This is a genomic window from Streptomyces sp. NPDC002018 (genome assembly GCF_042890865.1).
Lineage (GTDB): Bacteria > Actinomycetota > Actinomycetes > Streptomycetales > Streptomycetaceae > Streptomyces.
In genome coordinates this window covers 1-22418 of record NZ_JBIASO010000034.1, presented here as the reverse complement: position 1 = coordinate 22418, position 22418 = coordinate 1, and the positions used below count along the sequence as shown (strand labels likewise).

24 protein-coding genes are annotated in these 22418 nt (G+C 70.3%); 14 read left to right on the top strand and 10 right to left on the bottom strand.

The genetic code is table 11. The features are described 5' to 3' along the window. The first annotated feature begins 163 nt into the window (after positions 1–163). The 5 genes from ACFYYH_RS32990 to ACFYYH_RS32970 all read left to right on the top strand — a co-directional run bounded on the left by ACFYYH_RS32990 (position 164) and on the right by ACFYYH_RS32970 (position 3481). On the top strand, positions 164–1000 hold the full coding sequence (locus ACFYYH_RS32990) for an alpha/beta fold hydrolase (protein WP_388559108.1): 837 nt from the start codon (positions 164–166) through the stop codon (positions 998–1000). Next, positions 993–1577 carry a WHG domain-containing protein gene (locus ACFYYH_RS32985; protein ID WP_388559105.1) on the top strand — a complete coding sequence of 195 codons (585 nt, stop codon included), beginning with the start codon at positions 993–995 and terminating at the stop codon, positions 1575–1577. The genes ACFYYH_RS32990 and ACFYYH_RS32985 overlap by 8 nt, the downstream gene beginning before the upstream one ends. Before the next feature lies 1 nt (position 1578). Continuing rightward, positions 1579–2004: a hypothetical protein gene (locus ACFYYH_RS32980; RefSeq protein WP_388559102.1), complete on the top strand. Its 426-nt coding sequence runs from the start codon at positions 1579–1581 to the stop codon at positions 2002–2004. Between the two features lie 657 nt (positions 2005–2661). Beyond that, on the top strand, positions 2662–2871 hold the full coding sequence (locus ACFYYH_RS32975) for a hypothetical protein (protein ID WP_388559099.1): 210 nt from the start codon (positions 2662–2664) through the stop codon (positions 2869–2871). A 91-nt stretch (positions 2872–2962) separates the two neighbouring features. Next, positions 2963–3481, top strand: a complete 519-nt coding sequence (locus tag ACFYYH_RS32970) for a SixA phosphatase family protein (protein ID WP_388559096.1) — start codon at positions 2963–2965, stop codon at positions 3479–3481. Positions 3482–3556: 75 nt separating this feature from the next. Here the strand turns inward: ACFYYH_RS32970 and serB are convergent, their stop codons facing one another. Both serB and ACFYYH_RS32960 read right to left on the bottom strand, forming a co-directional pair. Further along, a complete protein-coding gene (gene serB / locus ACFYYH_RS32965; RefSeq protein WP_388559094.1) occupies positions 3557–4774 on the bottom strand; it encodes a phosphoserine phosphatase SerB in 1218 nt (405 codons plus the stop codon). Between the two features lie 76 nt (positions 4775–4850). After that, entirely contained in the window at positions 4851–6557 is a 1707-nt protein-coding gene (locus ACFYYH_RS32960) for a streptophobe family protein (protein ID WP_388559091.1), read from the bottom strand. Positions 6558–6821: 264 nt separating this feature from the next. Here ACFYYH_RS32960 and ACFYYH_RS32955 point away from each other — a divergent pair, with 264 nt between their 5' ends. After that, positions 6822–9386 carry an FHA domain-containing protein gene (locus ACFYYH_RS32955; RefSeq protein WP_388559088.1) on the top strand — a complete coding sequence of 855 codons (2565 nt, stop codon included), beginning with the start codon at positions 6822–6824 and terminating at the stop codon, positions 9384–9386. A 151-nt stretch (positions 9387–9537) separates the two neighbouring features. Here ACFYYH_RS32955 and ACFYYH_RS32950 read toward each other — a convergent pair whose 3' ends face one another. The 3 genes from ACFYYH_RS32950 to ACFYYH_RS32940 all read right to left on the bottom strand — a co-directional run bounded on the left by ACFYYH_RS32950 (position 9538) and on the right by ACFYYH_RS32940 (position 12267). Beyond that, positions 9538–10119: a transglycosylase SLT domain-containing protein gene (locus ACFYYH_RS32950; protein WP_388559085.1), complete on the bottom strand. Its 582-nt coding sequence runs from the start codon at positions 10117–10119 to the stop codon at positions 9538–9540. Positions 10120–10393: 274 nt separating this feature from the next. Beyond that, positions 10394–11572 (bottom strand): S-adenosylmethionine:tRNA ribosyltransferase-isomerase, encoded by a 1179-nt coding sequence (locus ACFYYH_RS32945; protein ID WP_388559082.1) that lies wholly within the window; start codon positions 11570–11572, stop codon positions 10394–10396. Then, on the bottom strand, positions 11569–12267 hold the full coding sequence (locus tag ACFYYH_RS32940; RefSeq protein ID WP_388559079.1) for an SDR family NAD(P)-dependent oxidoreductase: 699 nt from the start codon (positions 12265–12267) through the stop codon (positions 11569–11571). Before ACFYYH_RS32940 ends, ACFYYH_RS32945 begins: the two co-directional genes overlap by 4 nt. A 215-nt stretch (positions 12268–12482) precedes the next feature. Here ACFYYH_RS32940 and ACFYYH_RS32935 point away from each other — a divergent pair, with 215 nt between their 5' ends. The 3 genes from ACFYYH_RS32935 to ACFYYH_RS32925 all read left to right on the top strand — a co-directional run bounded on the left by ACFYYH_RS32935 (position 12483) and on the right by ACFYYH_RS32925 (position 14735). Then, a complete protein-coding gene (locus ACFYYH_RS32935) occupies positions 12483–13640 on the top strand; it encodes a GAF domain-containing sensor histidine kinase (RefSeq protein WP_388559076.1) in 1158 nt (385 codons plus the stop codon). A 61-nt stretch (positions 13641–13701) separates the two neighbouring features. Next, positions 13702–14331 (top strand): response regulator, encoded by a 630-nt coding sequence (locus ACFYYH_RS32930; RefSeq protein WP_388559161.1) that lies wholly within the window; start codon positions 13702–13704, stop codon positions 14329–14331. A 155-nt stretch (positions 14332–14486) separates the two neighbouring features. Continuing rightward, on the top strand, positions 14487–14735 hold the full coding sequence (locus ACFYYH_RS32925; protein WP_388559073.1) for a chaplin: 249 nt from the start codon (positions 14487–14489) through the stop codon (positions 14733–14735). A gap of 338 nt (positions 14736–15073) precedes the next feature. Here the strand turns inward: ACFYYH_RS32925 and ACFYYH_RS32920 are convergent, their stop codons facing one another. Continuing rightward, positions 15074–15868: a hypothetical protein gene (locus ACFYYH_RS32920; protein WP_388559070.1), complete on the bottom strand. Its 795-nt coding sequence runs from the start codon at positions 15866–15868 to the stop codon at positions 15074–15076. 125 nt (positions 15869–15993) lie between these two features. Here ACFYYH_RS32920 and ACFYYH_RS32915 point away from each other — a divergent pair, with 125 nt between their 5' ends. From ACFYYH_RS32915 to ACFYYH_RS32900, 4 genes are all read left to right on the top strand, one after another. Beyond that, positions 15994–16785 carry an ABC transporter ATP-binding protein gene (locus ACFYYH_RS32915; protein WP_388559067.1) on the top strand — a complete coding sequence of 264 codons (792 nt, stop codon included), beginning with the start codon at positions 15994–15996 and terminating at the stop codon, positions 16783–16785. Between the two features lie 50 nt (positions 16786–16835). Beyond that, entirely contained in the window at positions 16836–17264 is a 429-nt protein-coding gene (locus ACFYYH_RS32910) for an NfeD family protein (protein WP_388559064.1), read from the top strand. Between the two features lie 90 nt (positions 17265–17354). Beyond that, entirely contained in the window at positions 17355–18284 is a 930-nt protein-coding gene (locus tag ACFYYH_RS32905; RefSeq protein ID WP_388559061.1) for an SPFH domain-containing protein, read from the top strand. 63 nt (positions 18285–18347) lie between these two features. After that, on the top strand, positions 18348–19124 hold the full coding sequence (locus tag ACFYYH_RS32900) for a sulfite exporter TauE/SafE family protein (protein WP_388559058.1): 777 nt from the start codon (positions 18348–18350) through the stop codon (positions 19122–19124). Between the two features lie 133 nt (positions 19125–19257). On the opposite strand, the gene ACFYYH_RS32895 is transcribed toward ACFYYH_RS32900, so the two are convergent. From ACFYYH_RS32895 to ACFYYH_RS32885, 3 genes are all read right to left on the bottom strand, one after another. Next, positions 19258–19770: an HNH endonuclease gene (locus ACFYYH_RS32895; protein ID WP_093598450.1), complete on the bottom strand. Its 513-nt coding sequence runs from the start codon at positions 19768–19770 to the stop codon at positions 19258–19260. Positions 19771–19913: 143 nt separating this feature from the next. Next, positions 19914–20453: a YbhB/YbcL family Raf kinase inhibitor-like protein gene (locus ACFYYH_RS32890; RefSeq protein ID WP_388559055.1), complete on the bottom strand. Its 540-nt coding sequence runs from the start codon at positions 20451–20453 to the stop codon at positions 19914–19916. An 81-nt stretch (positions 20454–20534) separates the two neighbouring features. After that, positions 20535–21317 carry a sporulation protein gene (locus ACFYYH_RS32885; RefSeq protein ID WP_388559052.1) on the bottom strand — a complete coding sequence of 261 codons (783 nt, stop codon included), beginning with the start codon at positions 21315–21317 and terminating at the stop codon, positions 20535–20537. A 74-nt stretch (positions 21318–21391) separates the two neighbouring features. On the opposite strand from ACFYYH_RS32885, the gene ACFYYH_RS32880 reads away from it, so the two are divergent. Beyond that, positions 21392–22030 carry a DNA-3-methyladenine glycosylase gene (locus ACFYYH_RS32880; RefSeq protein ID WP_388559049.1) on the top strand — a complete coding sequence of 213 codons (639 nt, stop codon included), beginning with the start codon at positions 21392–21394 and terminating at the stop codon, positions 22028–22030. Positions 22031–22112: 82 nt separating this feature from the next. Here the strand turns inward: ACFYYH_RS32880 and ACFYYH_RS32875 are convergent. Further along, positions 22113–22418, bottom strand: a 306-nt coding sequence (locus ACFYYH_RS32875) for a hypothetical protein (protein ID WP_388559046.1), incomplete at its 5' end; no start/stop codon positions are given.

The window sequence follows — 22418 nt, the reverse complement described above, 5'->3', positions numbered from 1 at the left end:
CGCCTCCCGGCGGGCACTCGCCGGGATCATGTACGTACTACGTGGACCTTCCCCCTCGCCCTCACTTGGCACCCGGCTGGGTTGACACCCTTGGCTATGGACATTAGCTTCTGGCTAGTCGCATTAGCTTACGGCTATTGCACTTAACGAGCAGGGAGATGTCATGGCTGAGTTTGTCTCCGTCCCGGGCGGCACCATCGCCTACGAGGTCGCTGGAGAAGGCCCGCCGGTCGTCCTGGCCCACGGCATGGGGGACAGCCGCGCGGCGTACAGGTTCGTCCTGCCGCGTCTGGTGGCGGCGGGGTATCGAGTGGCCGCGGTCGACCTGCGGGGCTGTGGCGAGTCGAGCGCGCGATGGCCTTCCTACTCGCGCACCGATATCGCGGGCGATCTGCTCGCGGTGATCCGCCACATCGACAGCGGCCCGGCCGTCCTGGTCGGCCACTCGATCTCCGGCGGCGCCGCCACCATCGCGGCGGCCCAGGATTCCGGCCTGGTCAGGGGCATTATCGAGCTGGGCCCCTTCACACGCGCGCAGTCGATCAAGCTCGGCGACTTCCGCTCGAAGAGCTACCGCAAGGGTGCCTTCCGACTGCTCGGCGCCGGCCTGTTCGGCAGCGTGGGACTGTGGTCCCGCTATCTCGACCACGCCTACCCGGGCCGCAAGCCGGCCGACTGGACCGACCGGCTGGCCCGCATCGAGGCGATGCTGGGCGAGCCCGGCCGGATGCGGGCGATGCAGAAGATGGGGCAGTCGGCGCCGACCGACGCCGGCGCCCAGTTGGGCAACGTACGGTGCCCTGCCCTGATCGTGCAGGGCTCGCTCGACCCCGACTGGGTCGATCCGCGCGCCGAGGGCGAGGCGATCGTGGCTGCGATGCCGGCCGGTGTCGGAGAGCTCGCGGTGGTCGAGGGAGCCGGCCACTACCCGCACGACCAGTACCCCGAGGAGACGGTGTCCCTGATGCTGGCCTTCCTGGAAGCACACGCCCTTGCCTAGGGCGGGCCTCGATACGAGCGCCGTCGTCGCGGCGGGAGCGGCGCTCGCCGACGAGGTCGGTCTGGCGGGCCTGACCATGGGTCTGCTGGCCGACAGGCTCGGCGTACGGCCGCCGTCCCTGTACAAGCACGTCGGCTCCCTGCACGAACTGCGGCACGGCATCTCCGTCCAGGCCAAGCGCGAATTCGCCCATCAGCTGGCCCGGGAGTCCGTCGGCCGTTCCGGTCCGGACGCGGTCCGGACGTTCGCCGACAGCTACCGCCACTGGGCCCTGGAGCATCCCGGCCGCTACGCCGCCACCATCCCCGCTCCGGCGGCCGGTGACGAGGAGGACCGCCGCGTCAGCGAGGAGGCGTTGCAGGTTCTGCTCGACGTCCTCGCCGGTTTCGGCCTGCCCGACGCGCGCGTAGTCGACTCCGCACGGGCGCTGCGATCAGCACTTCACGGGTTCGTCACCCTTGAGGGCGCCGGCGGCTTCGGGATGCCCCGCGACGTCACGCGGAGTTTCCACTTCCTCATCGACACCCTGATCGCCGGCTTCCAGGCCGACCCTCCTGATCACGCCTCCGAAGGATGACATGGCCGCCACCGATCCCTCCCTGAGGACCAAGACGCAACGGCCGGGGCACGACTACGTCCGAGGCGGCATGCGCTTCGCCGCCGAGGTGACCGCCTGGGTGTGCACCCCCTGGGCCCTGTGGTCGCACTCGATCCCGCTGGCGATCGGCGCCGTCCTGCTGCTGATCGTGCTGCCTGCCGTCTTCAGCACCCCGGGCGACCGGCCCGGCGGAGACGCGCCCGTCGCGGTGCCGGGCATCGTCACCATCTTGCTGGTCGTGCTCCAGCTGGTGGCGGCCGCAGCGTCTGCGTGGGCGCTGTGGGGGACGTGGATCGCCACGACGGTGACTGTCCTGTGCCTGGTCGTGCCGTTTACCGAGCTACCGCGCTGGCGAGCCCTGTTGAGCGCGCCCCGCGATCAAGCCGAGCGCCCAGCGCGCCGGTGACCGCGGAGACCTGGGCTCTGTTCCGCACTACGGGCGTGACCTGCGCCCTGCCCCCGCTCTGCACTACGGGGACGATTACGGGCCCCTCCCGGGCCATCGCCCCGCAGAAAGTCTGACACCGCTGGCAGGGCACCACGCTTTCCGCGGATCCGGGCCGCAGGGGGTGGGTGGCCTCCTGCCGGTGGGTCCCGTTCGGGTTCCGGATCACCCCGGCCGCTTCTGGGTGCGGACATTCTCCGGCTGCTGTCGGCCGCCGGCGAGTGAGCCGAAGGGGCGCGTCGGTGCCGAAAAGGAGAGCGCGCGGAGGTTCGTGAGGTACGAGCGAACCGAGCACGGTCGACTGTCGGCATCGACATGAGGCGCCCCGGAGGCGAACCGAGCCCTCAAAAAGAAGGTGTGTGAGCCGAAGGGCGCGCCGGTGCCGAAAGGGAGAGCGCGCGGAGGGTTCCGAGGGACGAGGGACCCGAGCACGGTCGACCGTCGACAGTGGCATCCAGCGCCCGGAGGCGAACCGAGCCCAAAAAAAGAGGGGGGCTAGCACCACCGTCCCCTAGGGGGGCAGGGTCAGGGTCAAGTGGGTGGGTCACCGGATGTGCCCGGGGGCTCATGATCCGTAGGTTCTGGGGTACCAGAAACCGCAGACCCACGGAGGCGGCCATGCCGGTCCGAACCCACTCCCGGTCCCCTCGGCGTGCCGCCTCCGACAGCATCGAGATCCGGCTGCCGTGGTGGTCCGTCGCCCTTCCCGCCCTGGCCTTCGCCGCGCTGCTTCTGCTGATGACGGGCTCCGGCCAGGCCCGTGCCGCGACGAGTGATCCCGCGGTGGGCCGCATCCTGGAGCAGATCCATCTGACGTTGGTGCGCTGACGGCGAGCAGTCGCCAGCGCGGTTCACCCGTGCCGGGACAGCGCGCCAACACCCTCTGCCCGCTGGCTCATTTCATGCGAAGCTGGGATGCATGAGCGTCGATACACCTCGCAGGATCGTCCTCCTCCGACATGCGAAGGCGGACTGGCCGGACGTGCCCGACCATGAGCGGCCGCTCGCCGATCGTGGCCGGTCGGACGCGCCCATCGCCGGCCGCAGGCTCGCCGACAGCGGACTCGTCGCCGATCTGGCTCTCTGCTCGACGGCCGCCAGGACGCGTGAGACCTGGAAGCTGGCGGTGCACGAGCTGCCCGTGCGGCCCAGGACCGTCTATGAGGACCGGCTCTACGATGCCACCCTCGGTGATCTCTTCGCGCTGGTCAACGAGACCTCCGACGATGTGAACGATCTGCTGCTGGTCGGTCACAACCCCGGAATGCACGCGCTGGCCGACGCCCTCTCCGGTGCGGGGGAGGGGGACGCCATCGCCCGGATGACCCGGACGGGATTCCCGACCGCCTCGCTGGCCGTGATCGCTTTCAACGGGAGCTGGAAGTCGGTGGAGCACGGAGTGGGCAGGCTCGTCGACTTCTGGACCCCGCGCGACTGACCGGGCCCAGGACGGCGGAAAGGTCCCGGCACGGAGCCCGTGCCGGGACCTTTCTTCTGTTGTGGGGTCCGGGGGTCAGTTCCCGCCGTCGGCGGTCTCCACCTCTTCGCGGGTGATGCCCAGGAGATACAGCACGGTGTCCAGGAACGGTACGTTCACCGCCGTGTGCGCCGCCTTGCGGACCACCGGCTTCGCGTTGAAGGCGACACCCAGTCCCGCGGCGTTCAGCATGTCGAGATCGTTGGCACCGTCGCCGATCGCGACGGTCTGCGCCAGCGGCACCCCCGCCTCGGCGGCGAACCTGCGCAGCAGCCTGGCCTTCCCCGCGCGGTCCACGATCTCGCCCACCACCCGCCCGGTGAGCTTGCCGTCCACGATCTCCAGGGTGTTGGCGGCGGCGAAGTCCAGCCCGAGCTGCTCCTGGAGGGCATCGGTGACCTGGGTGAATCCGCCCGAGACGACCCCTACTTGATAGCCGAGGCGCTTGAGCGTACGGATCAGGGTGCGGGCACCGGGGGTGAGCCGTACCTCGGCCCGTACCTTCTCCACCACCGACTCGTCGAGCCCGGCGAGCAGCGCCACCCGCGCGTGCAGGGACTGCTCGAAGTCCAGCTCCCCGCGCATGGCCCTGGAGGTCACCTCGGCGACCTCGGCCTCACAGCCCGCGTGGGCCGCGAAGAGCTCGATGACCTCGTCCTGGATCAGGGTGGAGTCCACGTCCATGACCACCAGCCGCTGGGCCCGGCGGTGCAGTCCGGCCGAGACGACCGCGACATCCACCCCGATCTCCGCGCCCTCGGTGGCCAGCGCGGTGCGCAGCGGCTCGGTCTCCACCCCGGAGACCGCGAACTCCACAGCGGTGACCGGGTACTTCGCCAGCCGGAAGATCCGGTCGATATTGCCACCGGTCGCGGTGATACGGGCCGCTATGGCCGACGTCGACTCGGCGGTCAGCGGATTGCCGAGCACGGTGACATGGGAACGGCCGCTGCCGCGCGGCCTGTTGTCACCGACACCGGAGATGATCTCCGCCTGGAGTTTGAGGGATTCGGTCCAGGTGTGCACGGTCGCCCGCAGCTCGCCCTCGGTGGCGCCGCCGGGGGCCGGAGCGGTGATCAGCGCGCAGAGGACGATACGGCCACGGGTGACGACCTGCTCGATGTCGATCACATCGACGGAGTAGGCGGCGAGGGTGTCGAAGAGCCCGGCGGTGATCCCGGGACGGTCCTTCCCGAAGATCTTGACGAGAAGAGTGGGGACGTCGGCGGTCCGAGGGGGCTGCGATGCACTCATGGTGGTTCCACCGTATCGGGCGGGGCATGGGCGGTGACCGGCCGTCCCGCGTACCGGACAGCGGTACCAGTCTCTGTCAGCGGCCGTCCGGCGGCGACCCCGGCGGCGGCGGTCCCGGCTCGTCCTCGGGCAGGCGCAGATACGGACGGGTGCCGGGGCCGGCGGGCCGGCAGGGCACGGACGGGGCGTACGGTCCGGGCGCCCGCCCCGGGTCCGGCGGCGCGCCCGGACCGGCCGGCGGCAGCTCCGCGGTCCGGGGCCCCGGACCGCGCGGCGGCGGTACGTCCGTTGCCGGCCATGCGTCCGTCCCAGGGACGGGGCCCGGCCGTACGTCCGTTCCGGGCATCGGCCCCGCCGCGGCCGTACCCCTGCCCGCCGCGTACGCGAGCAGCGCTCCCGCACCGCCCGCGCCCGTGCCCCAGACCGCCCCGAGCAGCAGGGCCGCACCCGCTCCGCCGTGCAGCTCGACGCCCGCGTCGAACGCGTTGATCCCGAGCACGGACAGCGAGGCGCCCGCCGACACATCCGTGAGCCACACCAGGACCGGCAGGGTGAGTGCCGTGACGGCGCCCAGCCTCAGGGCGCACCGCCCGGCGAAGGCGGCCGGACCGCCGTGGTCCGCGCCCTGACCGGCCCGGACCGTACGCACCGCCGTCAGCACCCCGGCGTACAGCATCATCACGGCGACGGCCACCACCAGCAGCCAGATCCGTCCGTCCAGTTCCGCGAGCCCGCCGACCGTCAGCGGCTCACCGCCCGACGGCCCGAGCAGCCGGTCCAGCGGATCGGGAAGCACCGTGGCCAGGGGGCCCGACGCGCTGCCGTCCCAGGGCACGAACAGACCGAGCGGAATGCCGAGCCAGACACCGTTCGGCGCCCCGAGCAGGGCCGCGCCCGCGACACGCCGGGGGTGTTCGTCGCCGATCGCCGCGTACCCGGCCGCCGCGAGCCCCGCGACCACCGCCATCAGCACGACGGTGACCAGGGCGGAGGCCGCCGGCCGCACGATCCGGTGCGCCCGTTCCCAGCCGCGCGGCAGCGGCGTACGTCCTGAGACGAGCAGGGCCACGGCCAGTACCCCGAGCACCCACAGCAGCGCACCCGCCAGTGAGCCGGCGGTGTTCACCCGGAACCCCACCGTCGCCTCGGCGTCCATCAGATCCCCGAGCCGGTCGGGCAGCAGCCCCCCGATGCCCGGCAGCTCACCGAGGCCGCCGAGCCCCGGCACCTCGCCGAGCCCCGGCACCTCGCCCAGCCCCGGTACCTCGATCCCCGAGCCGTCACCGGCCGTGCCCGGCACCCCGTCGGGCCCCAGCCCGCTCCCGTCGACCGTGACGACATCGCGCCCGGCCCACGCGAGCCCGCCGACCAGAGCGACGAACAGCACGGCCACCGTCCCCGCCCGCAGGGCGAGTTCGGCGACGGGGACATACGCGCCCGCGCGCCGCGGGGACCGCAGGGACCGCAGAAACAGAAACGCGAGGATCAACGCCCCCGTGAGCCCCACGCCCAGGGGCGTGAAGTCCACCGCGGTGCGCGCCTCCACACTGTCCATGCCGAAGACGGACACATCACCGGAAGGCGTGACCGATCCACCCGCCCCCAGCACCACCAGCGCCGCGGTCATCGGCCCCAACGAGCCCGCCGCGTCGGCGTCCAGGAGAACCAGACCGAGCGCCGCGATCCCCGCCATCCCGGCCAGGGCCCAGCTCACGGCGGCGACCGAGGCCAGCAGCACATCGAGCACGCCCGTACCGCCGCAGTCGTCGTCCCGCGCGTTCATTCAGGCCCCCCGATCCCCGACGGCCGTGCCCGCCTTGTGATCGTTCCTCGTGTTCACGCATGATCCGTAGGCACTCATACGCGGTTACCACTCTCCGGGTGGCTTTCTCCCCCCGTCAACGATCCTGCCACGCGGGCTGTTACGGGGTTGTACCAGGCGTTCGCGAGGCCCGGCTTTCCCTGGTGGGAGCGAGCCTGAAATAGTTCCTCACGATGTTCGCCATCCCCGGACTCCCTGCGACGGGGGACAATCGGGGGACAACAAGTGGGGCATGGAGTGCCGGAACTCGTACTGGAATTGAACGGAAGAACCTGGACGCTCGATCCGTCCAGGTCGTATGCCCTCGGCCGCGATCCCCAGGGTGACCTGGTGATCGACGACGCCAGGGTCTCGTGGCGCCACGCCACGATCAGCTGGAGCGGCCGGAACTGGGTCATCGAGGACCACGGCAGCACCAACGGCACCTATGCGCAGGGCAGGCGTATTCAGCGGCTCGACATCGGTGCAGGCTCGGCCGTGTATCTCGGCAACCCCACCGACGGACCCCGGCTCAGCCTCACCGACGGCGGAGCCGCGGGTGCGGGCGCGTACAGCGGACAGGGAACGGCCCAGGCGCAGCAGGCCGAGCAGGCCTGGCAGCAGCCTCACCAGCAGGCGCCCGTCCAGGGGCAGCAGGGCCGGCAGCAGCCGCAGGCATCCCAGCAGCACGGTCGGATTCCGCACCAGCAGGGCCCGCGGCAGGGCAGCGGTCCCGGTGCCTCCTTCCCGCAGCAGGGCCCGGCCGCCGGCGGTGTCGCGGGGGCCCCGCCGGTGTACGGGGACCGCAGCCCGACCACGTTCCACCAGCTCTCCCTCGGCCGGGTGATGCGCATCGGCCGTGCGTTGGAGAACGAACTGGTCGTCTCCGACCTCCAGGTCTCGCGGCTGCACGCGCAGTTCACCGCGACCCCCGACGGCCGGTTCGAGATCCGTGACCTCGGGTCCCATAACGGCACCTACGTCAACGGCCAGCCGATAGCCAAGTCGGGCACCGTGCTCATCGGGCCCAACGACATCGTCGGTGTCGGCCACTCGACGTTCCGTCTGGTCGGCGACCGGCTCGAGGAGTTCGTCGACACCGGTGACGTCTCCTTCTCCGCCCGTCATCTCACGGTCACGGTCGACGGCGGCAAGCAGATCCTCAAGGACGTCTCCTTCGGTGTCCCGGAGAAGTCGCTGATCGCGGTCATCGGCCCGTCGGGCTCCGGCAAGTCCACCCTGCTCAAGGCGCTCACCGGCTACCGCCCCGCCGACCAGGGCGATGTCCTCTACGACAACCGCAATCTGTACAAGCAGTTCGCGGAGCTGCGCCAGCGCATCGGTCTGGTCCCGCAGGACGACATCCTGCACAAGGAGCTGACCGTCAGGAAGGCGCTCAAGTACGCGGCCAAGCTCCGCTTCCCCGGCGACACCGCCGAGGCCGAGCGCGAGGCCCGTATCGACGAGGTGCTGCGCGAGCTGAAGCTCGACATCCACAAGGGCAAGAAGATCACCTCGCTCTCCGGTGGCCAGCGCAAGCGGGTCTCCGTCGCCCTGGAGCTGCTCACCAAGCCTTCGCTGATCTTCCTGGACGAGCCGACCTCCGGTCTCGACCCGGGTATGGACCGCGATGTCATGCAGCTTCTGCGCGGTCTCGCCGACGACGGCCGTACGGTCCTGGTCGTCACCCACTCCGTGGCCGAACTGGCGATCTGCGACAAGCTGCTGGTGATGGCGCCCGGCGGCTCCGTGGCGTACTTCGGCCCTCCGGAGGAGGCGCTCAACTTCTTCGGCTACACCACATGGGCCGATGTCTTCTCCGCCTTCGAGAACTACCGCGACTACGACTGGGCCGGCCGCTGGCGCGGCTCGCAGCACTACCAGATGTACGCGGCGGACATCGACGCCGTCGCCGCGCAGTCCGTACACATGCCGCCCCCGCAGCAGATGCGCCCGCCGAAGCCGCAGAGCTGGCTCGCCCAGTTGCTCACGCTGATCCGCCGCTACTCCGCGGTCATCGCGTCCGACAAGGGCTTCCTGGCGCTGATGGTGATCCTGCCGGCCGTTCTCGGTGTGGTCAGCGTCGTCATTCCGGCGGAGTTCGGCCTCGGCCCGCCGGAGGCGCCGTCCCGGTTCAACGGTGACGCGGGCACAATCATGCTGATCCTCGCGGTCGGCATGTGCTTCTCGGGCGCGGCCAACTCCGTACGAGAACTGATCAAGGAACGGGTGATCTACGAACGGGAACGGGCCACCGGTCTGTCCCGCTCCGCCTATCTGATGTCGAAGGTGATCACGCTCGGTGTGATCACGGCCTTCCAGGGCGTCATCATCTGCGGCATCGGCTTCGCCACCCGGGCGCTGCCCGAAGAGGGCCTGATCATGCCGCCGGCCGTGGAGATCTGCCTGGTGGTGATCGCCCTCGGCTTCACCTCGATGATGTTCGGACTGGTCATCTCCTCGCTGGTGAGGACGGCCGAGAAGACCATGCCGCTGCTGGTGATGTTCGCGATCGTCCAGGTCGTCTTCACCGGCATCCTCTTCCAGGTCTACGACTCGCCGGGGCTGGAGCAGTTCGCCTGGCTGATGCCGTCCCGCTGGGCCATCGCGGGCGCCGGCTCGACCCTCGACCTCGCGCATCTCATGCCGCCGTGGGACCAGGACAACCCCACCAATCTGGACCCGCTGTGGGAGCACACGGCGAGCCAGTGGGGGATGAACATCGGCATCCTGCTGCTCATCGGTGTGGTGTGCGGGTTCGCGGTGTCGCGGCTGCTGCGCCGTCATGAGCCCGAGGTCATGCGCAAGTAGCGCGGCACACGTACCCGGATACACACGTACACGCATACACACGTACGCCGGAGGGCGGCACCCCGCAGTGGGGGTGCCGCCCTCCGGCATCGTGCGCTCGGTGCGCTCGGTGCGCTGTGGCGCGCTCCGGTGGGCGTCGGTGCGGCCCGGCTCAGTAGGCGCTGTTGACGTTGTCCATCGAGCCGTACCTGTCCGCCGCGTAGTTGGCGGCGGCCACGATGTTGGCGACCGGGTCCCAGATGTCGAACGGCGTGCCCTTGACGTGGTACGCCTTGAACGTCGGCGGGATGACCTGGAGCAGGCCCTTCGACGGTATGCCGTTCTTGGCGTTGATGTCCCAGAGGTTGATGGCCTTCGGGTTACCACTGGACTCGCGCATGATGTTGCGGTGCAGCCCCTCGTACGAGCCGGGGATGCCGTTCTTCTTCATGATCGACAGGGACTCACGGATCCACCCGTCCAGGTTGTTCGGGTAGGTGGCCTTGGCGGGCTTGCTGTCGGCCGTCTTGACGGTGGCGATCTCCTGCTTGGCCGTGCTCGCCTTCACGGTCGAGGCCTGGGCGCTGTAGGCCACCGGTGCGGTGGCGACATGGGCGTCCGCGGCGGTGTTGCCACCGGGAACCAGGGTGAAGGTGACGGCCGCGAAACCGGCGGCGGCGATGCCTGCGATCGAAGCCTTGCGGGTCGTGGTCCTGTTCAGGCTACGGAGATCAGCGATGCGTGACGAGAACATGAAAGACGTACCTCTTCGAATTGCGGGGAGTCGCGAAGGCCGGGTGGCCAGCCAGCTCGGCGGCGACGAACGCAATTCTTAGCGGCAGCAAAATGCGCTGGCAAAGGTGTGACCTACGACTTCGGGTAGTGCACCGGGGCGCCCCAGCGGCGCCCAAATGCCCGTTTACGCCAAGCTCACACCTCTTTGTCCAGCGACTAAAGACGTTCGTAAGTGATCCACGTCCTATGCGCGGGCTCACATTGAGGGCGGTGCGATATGACCGCTCGTTGCTTCAGCAATGCGAAGGGTGAGCATTCTCGTCCGGGAGGACGAGATGGACGTCCCCGAACTCGTGCCAGAGGTAGAGCCGGTCCACCGCCTCCTGGTACCCCCGCTCCAGCGCCGCCCGCCCGGCGATCGCCTCCAGCATCAGCAGATGCGAGGCCTCCGGTTCGTGCAGCCCGGTCAGCAGCCCGTCCACGGCGCGCACCCCCCGCCGGGGCGTGACCACGAGATCCGTCCACCCCGAGGCGGCCCGCACCACACCGTCCGCCCCGGCCGCCGACTCCAGGGCCCGCACCGCCGTGGTGCCGACCGCGATGATCCTCCCGCCCCCCGCCGCGGCGGCGTTCACCAGCCGGGCCGTCGCCTCCGGCACCGCGAACCGCTCCGGGTACGGCGGCTCGTGCGCCTCCGCCGACGCCACCCCCGTATGCAGGGTCAGCGGCGCGAACCCCACACCGCGGCTCACCAGCTCCGCGACCATCACGGCGGTGAAGGGACGGCCCGCGCTCGGCATCTCCGCCGACCCCGAGCCGTCGGGGGAGGGGAGCGCGAAGACCGTCTGGTACGCGGACAGCGGCTGGTCCCGGTCCGTGTATCCGTACCGGATCGGCCGCCCGCGGCGCCGCAGCAGCCCCGGCACATCGGGGCAGGAGACCCGCGCCCACCACAGCCGGGCCCCCTCCGGGTCCAGCGGATCCTCCAGCACGAGATGCTCACCGCCCGGCAGCCGTACGACCGCCCCCACCGGACCCCCGCGCCGGGGCAGAGTCGTGCCCGCGCCTCCCGGCCCGGCGGCGTCCGCCGGTCCGGTGGCGCCCCCCGGTCCGGTGCTGCCGACCCGTCCGCCGGCCCCCGCCCCGGCCGCCGCGCGCGGTGTCCGCAGCTCCACCGCCCACCGGCCGTCGTCACCCCGCGTCGAGAAGTGCACAACGACCCGTGCGCCGCCCAGCCGCCCGTTGACCGCGGCCGGCAGCGTCACCGACGTGTTGACCACGAGCACATCCCCCGCCCGGAGCAGACGCGGCAGCTCACGGAAGGTGTGATGGGTCACCTCGGTGCCCCGGGAGACCAGCAGCCGTACATCGTCCCGGCCCGATCCGCGCTGCTCCGCCGGGACCCGCGCCGACAGCTCCTCGGGCACCCGCGGCGCCCCGGACCCCGTACCCACCGCCGTCGGGTACCTCATACGGTCACGTCCCGCAGGGCGGCAACCGTGTACCGGCCGCTCGGCGGGCGCTGCTCCAGCAGCCGCAGAAAACCGGGGACCACCGACTCCGGAGCCGGCCGGGGATCCGGGTCGTCCGGCACGGCCGCCGTATAAAGGTCGGTCCCCATGTCGCCAGGGTCGACGGCCCACACCCGCAGCTCCGGCTCCTCGACCGCGAGCACGGCTGCGAGCTGGTCCAGCGCCGCCTTCGACGCCCCGTATCCGCCCCAGGTCCCGTACGCCTCCGCCGCCGCGTCCGAACTCACCATGATCACCGTGCCCGCCATACCCGCGCGCAGCAACGGCAGAGCCCGCTGCACCAGGCCCAGCGCCGCGACCACATTGGTCTCCAGCGCCGTCCGCAGCCCGTCGAGCGGCAGCGCCTCCAGCCGTACGAGCGGCTCCGCGCCCAGCGCGCTGGCATTGCTCACCACGAGACCGAGCGCCCCCAGCCCGGCGGCCGCGGTCACCAGCTCCTCGCGGTGCGCCGCGTCGGTGACATCCCCCGCGAGCGCCACCACCCGGGTCCCGTACGCCCTGGCCTCCCCGGCCGCCCCCTCCAGTACGCGCGCGGTCCTGGCGTCCAGCACCAGATCCCAGCCGCGCCGGGCCAGTGCCACGGCCAGCGCACGCCCCAGCCCCTTCGAAGCCCCCGTGATGATCGCTACCGGCATGACATCCGCTCCTCCGCATCCGTACCGGCGCACCAGGACGTCCGCCGATGCCGCCCACCGTAGGAACGCCGCCCCCGTCCCCGCCTCGGACAGCGGACCGGTCCGCCGAGGGCAGTTCGGCCTAGGTCGTCCGGACAGGGCCTAGGTCGTCCGCCCCGGTCGGAGGCGGTCCCGAGGCGGATACGGGCTGTCCGGCCCGCCGGTACGGTAAAAAGATGAGTCACCGACCCCGCTCCGGTCTCGCGGCCGTGAGCAGCGCGCTTCTGGCGATGAGCAGGCGTCTGGAGGTGCGCGACGTCCTCAAGACGATCGTCGCCTCGGCCCGCGAACTGCTCGACGCCGAGTACGCGGCGCTCGGTGTGCCGGACGACCACGGCGGCTTCGCCCAGTTCGTGGTGGACGGCGTCACCGACGAACAGTGGCGGGCCATCGGCCCGCTGCCCCGCCAGCACGGCATCCTCGCGGCGATGCTCCACAAGGAGAAGGCCGAGCGCCTCGCCGATGTGCGCCGGGACCCGCGCTTCGAGGGCTGGCCCTCCGCCCATCCCGAGATGTCCGACTTCATCGGACTGCCGGTCAGGGACGGTGACGAGACGATCGCCACGCTCTTCCTCGCCAACAAGCGCTGCCCGGAGCCCGCGCCCGCCCGCGGCGAGCGCTGCGGGTTCACCGAGGAGGACGAGGAACTCCTCGCGATCCTCGCCCAGCACGCCGCGATCGCCCTCACCAACGCCCGGCTCTACGAGCGCAGCCGGGAACTCACCATCGCCGAGGAGCGCTCGCGCCTCGCACACGAACTCCACGACGCCGTCAGCCAGAAGCTCTTCTCGCTGCGGCTGACCGCCCAGGCCGCGGCCGCCCTGGTCGACCGCGACCCGGCCCGCGCCAAGGGCGAACTCCAGCAGGTCGCCGCGCTCGCCGCCGACGCCGCCGACGAACTGCGCGCCGCCGTCGTCGAGTTGCGCCCCGCGGCCCTCGACGAGGACGGCCTGGTCCATACGCTCCGCACCCATGTCCAGGTGCTCGACCGCGCCCACTCGGCGAAGGTCACCTTCGACACCTCCGGCATGCGCGCTCTTCCCGCCGCCCAGGAGGAGGCGCTGCTGCGGGTGGCCCAGGAGGCACTGCACAACGCGCTGCGGCACTCCGGGGCCGACCGGGTCGAGGTCGCCCTCGCCCGCCGCGGGCAGGGCGCGGTCCTCAGCGTCACCGACAACGGCAGGGGCTTCGAACCCCGGACGGTCCGCAGGGCCGGCCGCCATCTCGGACTGGTCTCGATGCGCGACCGGGCGAGCGGCGCGGGCGGCAGACTCACGGTGGAATCGGCGCCCGGCCAGGGCACCACGATCGAGATGGAGGTGCCCGGTGGCTGAAGAGGGCAGAGGCGGCGCGGAACGCTCCGGCGGCGGGACGGCGGACGGTCGCGGCCGGACGATCCGCGTTCTGCTGGTCGACGACCACCAGGTAGTGCGCCGCGGACTGCGCACGTTCCTGGAGATCCAGGACGACATCGAGGTGGTGGGCGAGGCGTCCGACGGCGGCGAGGGGGTCGCCCGAGCCGGGGAACTGCACCCCGACGTCGTGCTGATGGACATCAAGATGCCGGGGATGGACGGTATCGAGGCGCTGCGCAAACTCCGCGAACTGGACAATCCGGCCAGGGTGTTGATCGTCACCAGCTTCACCGAGCAGCGCACCGTGGTCCCCGCCCTGCGGGCCGGGGCCTCCGGCTATGTGTACAAGGACGTCGACCCCGAGGCGCTGGCGGGCGCGATCCGTTCCGTCCACGCGGGCCACGTGCTGCTCCAGCCGGAGGTCGCGGGCGCGCTGCTGGCCCAGGACGACCTGGGCGGCGGCCAGGGCAGGGGGACCTCGCTCACCGAACGGGAGCGGGAGGTGCTCGGTCTGATCGCCGACGGGCGCTCCAACCGGGAGATCGCGCGTGCGCTGGTGCTCTCGGAGAAGACTGTCAAGACGCATGTCTCGAACATCCTGATGAAGCTGGACCTCTCGGACCGTACGCAGGCGGCGCTCTGGGCCGTACGGCATGGGGCGGCGGGCTGACGCGGCCGAACCGGACCGTCGTCCTCCGGTCTGAGATTCATACCGTCGTGTGTATGTCACCCACACGGCGCATCCTGATCGCCGCTCGGGCGTTCTTCATGGCGTAACCACGGCGTACTGCCGGGGTCATTGATCACACGATTAAGGAACATCCCATGAAGGTTGCCAAGAAGGCCGCTCTGGTCCTCGTCACCGCCGGTCTCGCGGCGGGTGCCTCCGCCGGTGCCGCGTTCGCCACCGACGGCGGCGCCCACGCCGCCGGCACGGCGAAGAACTCCCCGGGTGTCGGCTCCGGCAACGCCATCCAGGTCCCGGTGCACATTCCGGTGAACGTCACCGGCAACACGGTCAATGTGATCGGCCTGCTGAACCCGGCGTTCGGCAACCACGCCATCAACCACTGATCCCCACGCCGCCCGCGCCCGCCCGGCCCCCCGGGCCGCGCTGACGCCCCGGCCGCTGTCGGCCGCCGGCGAGTGAGCCGAAGGGCGCGCCGCTGTCGAGAGGGAGAGCGCGCGGAGGGTTCCGAGGGACGAGGGACCCGAGCACGGTCGACCGTCGACAGTGGCATCCAGCGCCCGGAGGCGAACCGAGCCCCGAAAAAGAAGGCGAGTGAGCCGAAGGGGCGCGTCGGTGCCGAAAAGGAGAGCGCGCGGAGGCCGTGAGGAACGAGCGGTCGAGCACGGTCGACTGTCGGCACCGACATAAAGCGCCCCGGAGGCGAACCGCGCCCCAAAAAAAGCTAGAAGCGCGGCTCCTGTCGCTGGCGCTCCTCCACATACGCGTTGTACGAGGCGACCTGCGCCCGGCGGGCCACCCGCTCCACCGGGCGCAGGGCCGCGCCCCGCGCCGCCATCTCCGACGCGCTCACCGCACTACCGTGCCCGTGCTCGTACGCCAGAGAGACCAGCAGGCCGATCCGCTGCGCCAGTTCGAGAACCCGGACCGCGCGCGGCGGATAGCCGGGCGCCAGCACCTCGCGGCCCCGTTCCGCCCGTGCCCGGTACGCGTCCAGCGCCGCCTCCGCCACCGGGCCCGACGCCGCCACATCCAGCCGTGACAGCACCTCCGTCGCCTCCCGCAGCGCCTCGGCCAGCTCACGCTCCGCCTCCCCGAGCGAGGGCACGTCCGCCGGCGGGGCCTGCCGTACCGGCAGACAGTGCCAGAGGACCTCGGTATGACGGTCCCCCTCCGGACCCACCGAGGTGATCTCGGGCACGAGACCGTACGGGGCGCCCGTGGCGATCACGGCCTCCTCGGCCTCCAGCGCCCGGGCGTTGAACTCCGGCGGTCCGCAGAGTCCCAGCGGATGCCCCGGTACGGGCAGCGCCACCCGGTACCCGGTCACCCCGAGCGCCCGCAGCCGTCCCAGTGCCAGCGTGAGCCCGACGGGCCCGGCCTCGCCCGGCAGCCCTTCCACCCGGTGCAGGGCGTCCTCGCCGACTATGGCGAGCACGGCGTCGTCCGGCGATACAAACCCGGCCAGAAGGGCATTTCCCCAAGCGGCCAGCAGTCCTGAGCGTGGTTGCGAAAGCATGGACCCAGCCTAGGGAACGGACCTCAAGGCCGGACCACTCGACCGGTGGCGTAGATTTTCCTGGGAGCTGCGCCTACAGGCGCACCCGGAACCTCAAGACGATTGCATGGGGAGACAACGCGCTCATGAGCGATGTACTGGAGCTGGTGGACGTATCCGTGGTCCGCGACGGACGCGCTCTGGTGGACGATGTCTCCTGGTCGGTCAAGGAGGGAGAGCGCTGGGTGATCCTCGGCCCCAACGGCGCCGGCAAGACCACCCTGCTCAATCTGGCCTCCAGCTATCTCTTCCCGACCAGCGGGACGGTGCGGATCCTCGGCGACCGGCTCGGCAAGGTGGACGTCTTCGACCTCCGCCCGCGCATCGGGATCGCGGGCATCGCCCTCGCCGAGAAGCTGCCCAGGCGCCAGACCGTGCTCCAGACCGTCCTCACCGCCGCGTACGGCATGACCGCGACCTGGCACGAGAACTACGACGAGGTCGACGAGCAGCGCGCCCGAGCCTTCCTCGACCGGCTCGGCATGACCGAGTACCTCGACCGCAAATTCGGCACCCTCTCCGAGGGCGAGCGCAAGCGCACCCTGATCGCCCGCGCCATGATGACCGACCCCGAACTGCTGCTCCTGGACGAGCCCGCCGCCGGTCTCGATCTGGGCGGACGCGAGGACCTGGTCCGCAGACTCGGCCGCCTCGCCCGCGACCCGTACGCCCCCTCCATGATCATGGTGACCCACCATGTCGAGGAGATCGCGCCCGGCTTCACCCATGTCCTCATGATCCGCCAGGGCAAGGTGCTCGCCGCCGGCCCCATGGAGACCGAACTGACCTCCCGCAACCTCTCGCTCTGCTTCGGCCTCCCCCTCGTCGTCGAGCGCACCGGCGAGCGCTGGACGGCACAGGGACTGCCGCTCGGCTGACCGGATATCACCCCTGTCCCGACAGGGACCGCCGGACCTACCATGACCAGGTGGAAATCGAAGCGTGGGTGTGGTGGCTGATCGGCGCCGTCGGTCTGGGAATTCCGCTTGTTCTGACCGCGATGCCCGAGTTCGGAATGTTCTCCGCCGGGGCGGTCGCCGCCGCCGTCACCGCGGCGCTGGGCGGCACGGTGGTGGCTCAAGTCCTGGTGTTCGTCGTGGTGTCCGTCGCGCTCACCGCGGTGGTACGGCGTATCGCGAGCCGGCAACGCGGCTCGAATCCCGGCGCGGCCACGGGAATTGACGCGCTGAGAGGCCGTCAGGCCATCGTCCTCGAACGGGTCGACGGCCGAGGGGGCCGCATCAAGCTCGCCGGCGAGATCTGGTCGGCACGCGCCCTCGACGAGCAGATGTCGTTCGAACCCGGCCAGCAGGTCGATGTGGTCGAAATCGACGGAGCGACAGCCGTGGTGATGTGAACCAACCCTGTGGAACGCTCCCCACGCACGCTCCTGGTCTGAGAAACTCGATCATCAGAACATCCGGCAGCGAAGGGCCCGAGATACGCGATGCCATCAATCATCATCGTCCTGGTCATCCTGGTGGTGCTTGTATTCATCGCCCTGATCAAAACGATCCAGGTCATCCCGCAGGCAAGCGCCGCCATCGTGGAGCGGTTCGGCCGCTACACCCGAACGCTCAACGCGGGCCTGAACATCGTGGTCCCGTTCATCGACTCGATCCGTAACCGGATCGACCTCCGCGAGCAGGTCGTCCCCTTCCCGCCGCAGCCGGTGATCACGCAGGACAACCTGGTCGTCAACATCGACACCGTCATCTACTACCAGGTGACCGACGCCCGCGCGGCGACCTACGAGGTCGCCAGCTACATCCAGGCGATCGAACAGCTCACCGTCACCACCCTGCGCAACATCATCGGTGGCATGGACCTGGAACGGACCCTCACCTCCCGCGAGGAGATCAACGCGGCCCTGCGCGGCGTCCTCGACGAGGCCACCGGCAAGTGGGGCATCCGCGTCAACCGCGTCGAGCTGAAGGCCATCGAGCCACCGACCTCCATCCAGGACTCGATGGAGAAGCAGATGCGCGCCGACCGTGACAAGCGCGCCGCGATCCTCACCGCCGAGGGCATCCGCCAGTCCCAGATCCTCACCGCGGAGGGCGAGAAGCAGTCCGCGATCCTCCGCGCGGAGGGCGAGGCCAAGGCCGCGGCCCTGCGCGCCGAGGGCGAGGCCCAGGCGATCCGTACGGTCTTCGAGTCGATCCACGCGGGCGACCCCGACCAGAAGCTGCTCTCCTACCAGTACCTCCAGATGCTCCCCAAGATCGCCGAGGGGGATGCCAACAAGCTCTGGATCGTGCCCAGCGAGATCGGCGACGCGCTCAAGGGACTCAGTGGCGCCTTCGGCAACCTCGGCGGCGGTGTACCCGGCTTCGACACCGGCAAGGAGCGCCGACAGGACCCCCCGCTGGACTGAACCGTCCGCCCCTTCGTGCATGATCGGTGCATCCCGCACCGATCACCGAAGGGGCAGCGCACTGTGACCATCTGGGAGATGCTCGCCGTCTTCGCGGCGGGGGTCAGCGCCGGGACCATCAACACCATCGTCGGTTCCGGCACCCTCATCACCTTTCCCGTCCTGCTGGCGACCGGCCTCCCCCCGGTCACCGCGACCGTCTCCAACGCCCTCGGGCTGATACCGGGATCGATCAGCGGAGCCATCGGCTACCGCGCCGAACTCGCCGGCCAGCGGGACCGCGTCCTGCGCCTGGCCGTCGCCGCACTCCTCGGGGGCCTCGGCGGCGCCACCCTGCTGCTGGTCCTGCCCTCGACGGCCTTCGAGACGATCGTGCCCGTCCTGGTCACCATCGCCCTCGTCCTGGTCATCCTCCAGCCCCGGCTCACCAGGGCCGTCCAGGCCCGCCGCGCCCGCAGAGGCACCAGCACCCGCCGCAACGGCGGCCCGGCTCTGTTCGCCGGACTCCTGCTCGCCAGCGTCTACGGCGGCTACTTCACGGCGGCCCAGGGGATCATCTACCTCTCCCTGATGGGCATGCTGCTCGACGACAGCCTGCAACGCCTCAACGCCGTCAAGAACATCCTCGCCGCCGTCGTCAACAGCGTCGCCGCGCTCTACTTCCTCTTCGTCGCCCATTTCGACTGGACGGCCGTCGTACTGATCGCCGTCGGCTCCGCGCTGGGCGGCCAGCTCGGCGCCAGGGTCGGGCGCCGGCTTCCCCCGACCGCGCTGCGCGTGCTCATCGTGACGGTCGGCGCGGTCGCCATCGCACAGCTACTGATCCGCCGCTACGGCTGACGGGGAGAGCGCCGCACCGAGACGCACAGAAGCCCGCACCGAAACACAAAGGAGCCCGCACGGAGACACACAGGAGCCCGCCCCCGACCCAGGAGCGGGCTCTCTCGCCGTACGCCGTCACCGGCCCGGTCCGTCACGCGGCGGACCGCACGCCTATCAGCCACTGCGGCAGCTCGGAACGCTCACCCGCCCGCAGCGACAGCAGCATCGCGTCCGCCGGAGACGGTACGAACGGCTCGTGCAGCAGCGGCATTCCCGCCTGCTCCGGTGTACGGTCCGCCTTCCGGTGGTTGTCCTCGGCGCAGGAGGCGACCGTATTCAGCCAACTGTCGGCGCCACCCCGGGACCTCGGCACCACATGGTCCACCGTCGTCGCCCGTCTGCCGCAGTACGCGCAGCGGTGCTGGTCCCTCACCAGAACCCCCCGCCTCGACCACGGGGCCTGTCTTCGGAAGGGCACCCGCACATACCGGCAGAGCCTGATCACCCGGGGCACCGGAAGCTCCACGGCGGCCGCACGGACACGGAGACCGGGGTGGGCCTGCTCGACGACGGCCTTGTCCTGGAGCACCAGCACCACCGCGCGGTTGAGTGTCACCGTCGACAGCGGCTCGAAGCTCGCATTCAGCACCAGCGTGTCCCGCATCCCGCCCACCTCCCGTGTGCCCGGCCCACCGCCTGGCGGGCTGGGATCAACTCTGGCCGGGCACGCCGAGGGGGACAACACAATAAAAAGTGCCCTGCCCTGGTCTCTCCAAGACCAGGGCAGGGCAAACAAAAAGCAAACGGTCAGCTCCCGGCCGGGGCGGCGTACTCACCGATGAGCTGCGCACGAGCGAGCGCGTGGAACCGCAGATTGAAACCGACGAACGCGGGCGAGGCGTCACTCTCGGGCCCCAGCCGCTCGGTGTCCACCGCGTACACGGTGAACACATAGCGGTGGGCCGGATCCCCGGCCGGCGGCGCGGCGCCCCCGAAGTCCTTCGAACCGTAGTCGTTGCGTGCCTGCACGGCGCCCTTCGGCAGCCCCTCGAACGAGCCGGTGCCCGCGCCCGCCGGCAGCTCGGTCACCGACGCGGGGATGTCGAAGAGCACCCAGTGCCAGAACCCGCTGCCGGTCGGCGCGTCGGGATCGAAGCAGGTGACGGCGAAGCTCTTGGTCTCCGCGGGAAAACCCTCCCACCGCAGATGCGGCGAGGTGTTCCCGGCCGCGTACACCTGCGCGTCCTTCAGTACGGCCCCGGGTGCGAGGTCATCACTCACCACCGTGAACGACGGCACCTGCGGATGGAAGTCATGAGGGAGCGGAGCCCTCTTGCCCTCGGTCAACGTCTGAACCTCCGAATCGGGTGTCCCGTCGGCCGGTGTGCCGGCGGATCCGCCCTGTGACTCCGAGCCTAGAACCCCCGCTCAGAACCAGTTACGACGGCCACCGACCTCGGCGAGCCACTGGTTGAGATAGGCGGCCCAGTCAGTGCTCCGGAAGCTGTCGAACCCGACCTGGAAGGCCCGGAACGAGTCGCTGCCCTCGGTGAAGAGCCCCGGCTTCTTGTCCATCTCCAGGATCACGTCCATCTCACGGTCGTCCGCGACGAAGGTCAGCTCGACCTGGTTGAGCCCGCGGTACTGCTGCGGCGCGAAGAACTCGATCTCCTGGTAGAACGGCAGCCGCTGCCGCGTCCCGCGGATGTGACCACGCTCCATGTCCGCGGCCTTGAAGCGGAACCCGAGCTGGATGAAGGCGTCGAGGATGGCCTGCTGCGCCGGCAGCGGGTGGACATTGATCGGGTCGAGATCGCCGGAGTCCACCGCCCGCGCGATCGCCAGCTCCGTGGACACACCGATGTTCATCCCGCGCAGCTGCTGACCGTCGATGGTCGTGATCGGGGTCTCCCACGGGATCTCCAGACCGAACGGCACCACATGCACCGCTCCGGCCTGCACCTCGAAGGCGCCGCCGATGCTCTGCTTGGTGAACTCGATGTCCTGCTTGAGCTCCTGGTCGTTCCCCTCGACCTCGACACGTGCCTGGAGGCCGACCGAGAGCCCTTCGATCTGCTGGTTGACGGAGCCGCCCTGGAGCCGCACCTCGCCCTGGACGACCCCGCCCGGCACGACGTTCAGCTCGGTCAGCTCCGTCTCCACGGACGCACCACCGGCGCCGAGGCTCGCGAGCAGCTTCTTGAAGCCCATGTTCACTCCTTCTAGGTCCTGACCCCTACATACGCGCTCCGACCGTAGCCGGTTCCCCGGTACGCTCCTACGCCATGGAGAGCCCCGACCGTATGCCGCTGCCCCGGGACTTCTTCGACCGCCCGGTCCTGGAGGTCGCGCCCGACCTCCTCGGCCGCACGCTGGTACGCGCCACGGACGACGGCCCGATCGAGCTCCGGCTGACCGAAGTGGAGGCGTACGCGGGCGAGATCGACCCGGGATCGCACGCCTTCCGCGGCCGGACGGCCCGTAACGGGGTGATGTTCGGCCCGCCCGGTCACGCGTATGTCTACTTCACCTACGGGATGTGGCACTGCCTCAACCTGGTGTGCGGACCCGAGGGCATGGCGAGCGGAGTCCTGCTCCGTGCGGGCGAGATCGTGGTGGGCGCCGAGCTGGCGCACAAACGTCGATTCTCGGCCCGGCACGACAGAGAACTCGCCAAAGGACCGGCCCGCCTGGCCACCGCACTCGATGTCGACCGTGCCCTGGACGGCGCGGATGTCTGCGCGGGCCCCGACGCCCCGCTGGCGATACTGGCCGGCACCCCCGTAGCGACTGACCAGGTCCGCAGCGGCCCCCGCACAGGGGTGGGCGGTGACGGAGCGGTCCACCCCTGGCGCTTCTGGATCGACGGCGACCCTTCGGTGAGCCCTTATCGGGCCCATGCGCCCCGGCGCCGCCGAACTTGACTCGTACCGTTCATCCGCCTAACGTAGCCCGAGCCGCTTGACACGGGTCCTGCTGTTCAGCAGCCCCCGGAGCGGCCACCCACTACTGACGATCAAACCCTGACGGGTGTGATTTCGGCATGCCGAAATTCAGTCCCGGCGGCTCGATTATGAGCCGGGCGGGGATTCGGTTAAAGTAGCGGAAGCCGAAAGGCAAAAGACCAATCCAAAGGTCACTGGAATTCACGAGGCGGAACACGCCGAATGGATCTGGTAAAGTCGGAGACGCAAGACAGCAAGACAAGTAGAACAGTAGGACCGAAGGGAAGCCCGGAGGAAAGCCCGCGAGGGTGAGTACAAAGGAAGCGTCCGTTCCTTGAGAACTCAACAGCGTGCCAAAAGTCAACGC

Excerpts from the sequence above, each read along its gene's own strand:
- ACFYYH_RS32975 (WP_388559099.1), top strand. The coding sequence starts at position 2,662 with ATGCCGGTCCGAACCCACTCCCGGTCCCCTCGGCGTGCCGCCTCCGAC.
- ACFYYH_RS32935 (WP_388559076.1), top strand. The coding sequence starts at position 12,483 with ATGAGTCACCGACCCCGCTCCGGTCTCGCGGCCGTGAGCAGCGCGCTT.
- ACFYYH_RS32945 (WP_388559082.1), bottom strand. The coding sequence starts at position 11,572 with ATGAGGTACCCGACGGCGGTGGGTACGGGGTCCGGGGCGCCGCGGGTG.
- ACFYYH_RS32980 (WP_388559102.1), top strand. The coding sequence starts at position 1,579 with ATGGCCGCCACCGATCCCTCCCTGAGGACCAAGACGCAACGGCCGGGG.
- serB (WP_388559094.1), bottom strand. The coding sequence starts at position 4,774 with ATGAGTGCATCGCAGCCCCCTCGGACCGCCGACGTCCCCACTCTTCTC.
- ACFYYH_RS32990 (WP_388559108.1), top strand. The coding sequence starts at position 164 with ATGGCTGAGTTTGTCTCCGTCCCGGGCGGCACCATCGCCTACGAGGTC.
- ACFYYH_RS32925 (WP_388559073.1), top strand. The coding sequence starts at position 14,487 with ATGAAGGTTGCCAAGAAGGCCGCTCTGGTCCTCGTCACCGCCGGTCTC.
- ACFYYH_RS32880 (WP_388559049.1), top strand. The coding sequence starts at position 21,392 with ATGGAGAGCCCCGACCGTATGCCGCTGCCCCGGGACTTCTTCGACCGC.
- ACFYYH_RS32915 (WP_388559067.1), top strand. The coding sequence starts at position 15,994 with ATGAGCGATGTACTGGAGCTGGTGGACGTATCCGTGGTCCGCGACGGA.
- ACFYYH_RS32940 (WP_388559079.1), bottom strand. The coding sequence starts at position 12,267 with ATGCCGGTAGCGATCATCACGGGGGCTTCGAAGGGGCTGGGGCGTGCG.
- ACFYYH_RS32885 (WP_388559052.1), bottom strand. The coding sequence starts at position 21,317 with ATGGGCTTCAAGAAGCTGCTCGCGAGCCTCGGCGCCGGTGGTGCGTCC.
- ACFYYH_RS32970 (WP_388559096.1), top strand. The coding sequence starts at position 2,963 with ATGAGCGTCGATACACCTCGCAGGATCGTCCTCCTCCGACATGCGAAG.
- ACFYYH_RS32950 (WP_388559085.1), bottom strand. The coding sequence starts at position 10,119 with ATGTTCTCGTCACGCATCGCTGATCTCCGTAGCCTGAACAGGACCACG.
- ACFYYH_RS32920 (WP_388559070.1), bottom strand. The coding sequence starts at position 15,868 with ATGCTTTCGCAACCACGCTCAGGACTGCTGGCCGCTTGGGGAAATGCC.
- ACFYYH_RS32905 (WP_388559061.1), top strand. The coding sequence starts at position 17,355 with ATGCCATCAATCATCATCGTCCTGGTCATCCTGGTGGTGCTTGTATTC.
- ACFYYH_RS32960 (WP_388559091.1), bottom strand. The coding sequence starts at position 6,557 with ATGAACGCGCGGGACGACGACTGCGGCGGTACGGGCGTGCTCGATGTG.
- ACFYYH_RS32895 (WP_093598450.1), bottom strand. The coding sequence starts at position 19,770 with ATGCGGGACACGCTGGTGCTGAATGCGAGCTTCGAGCCGCTGTCGACG.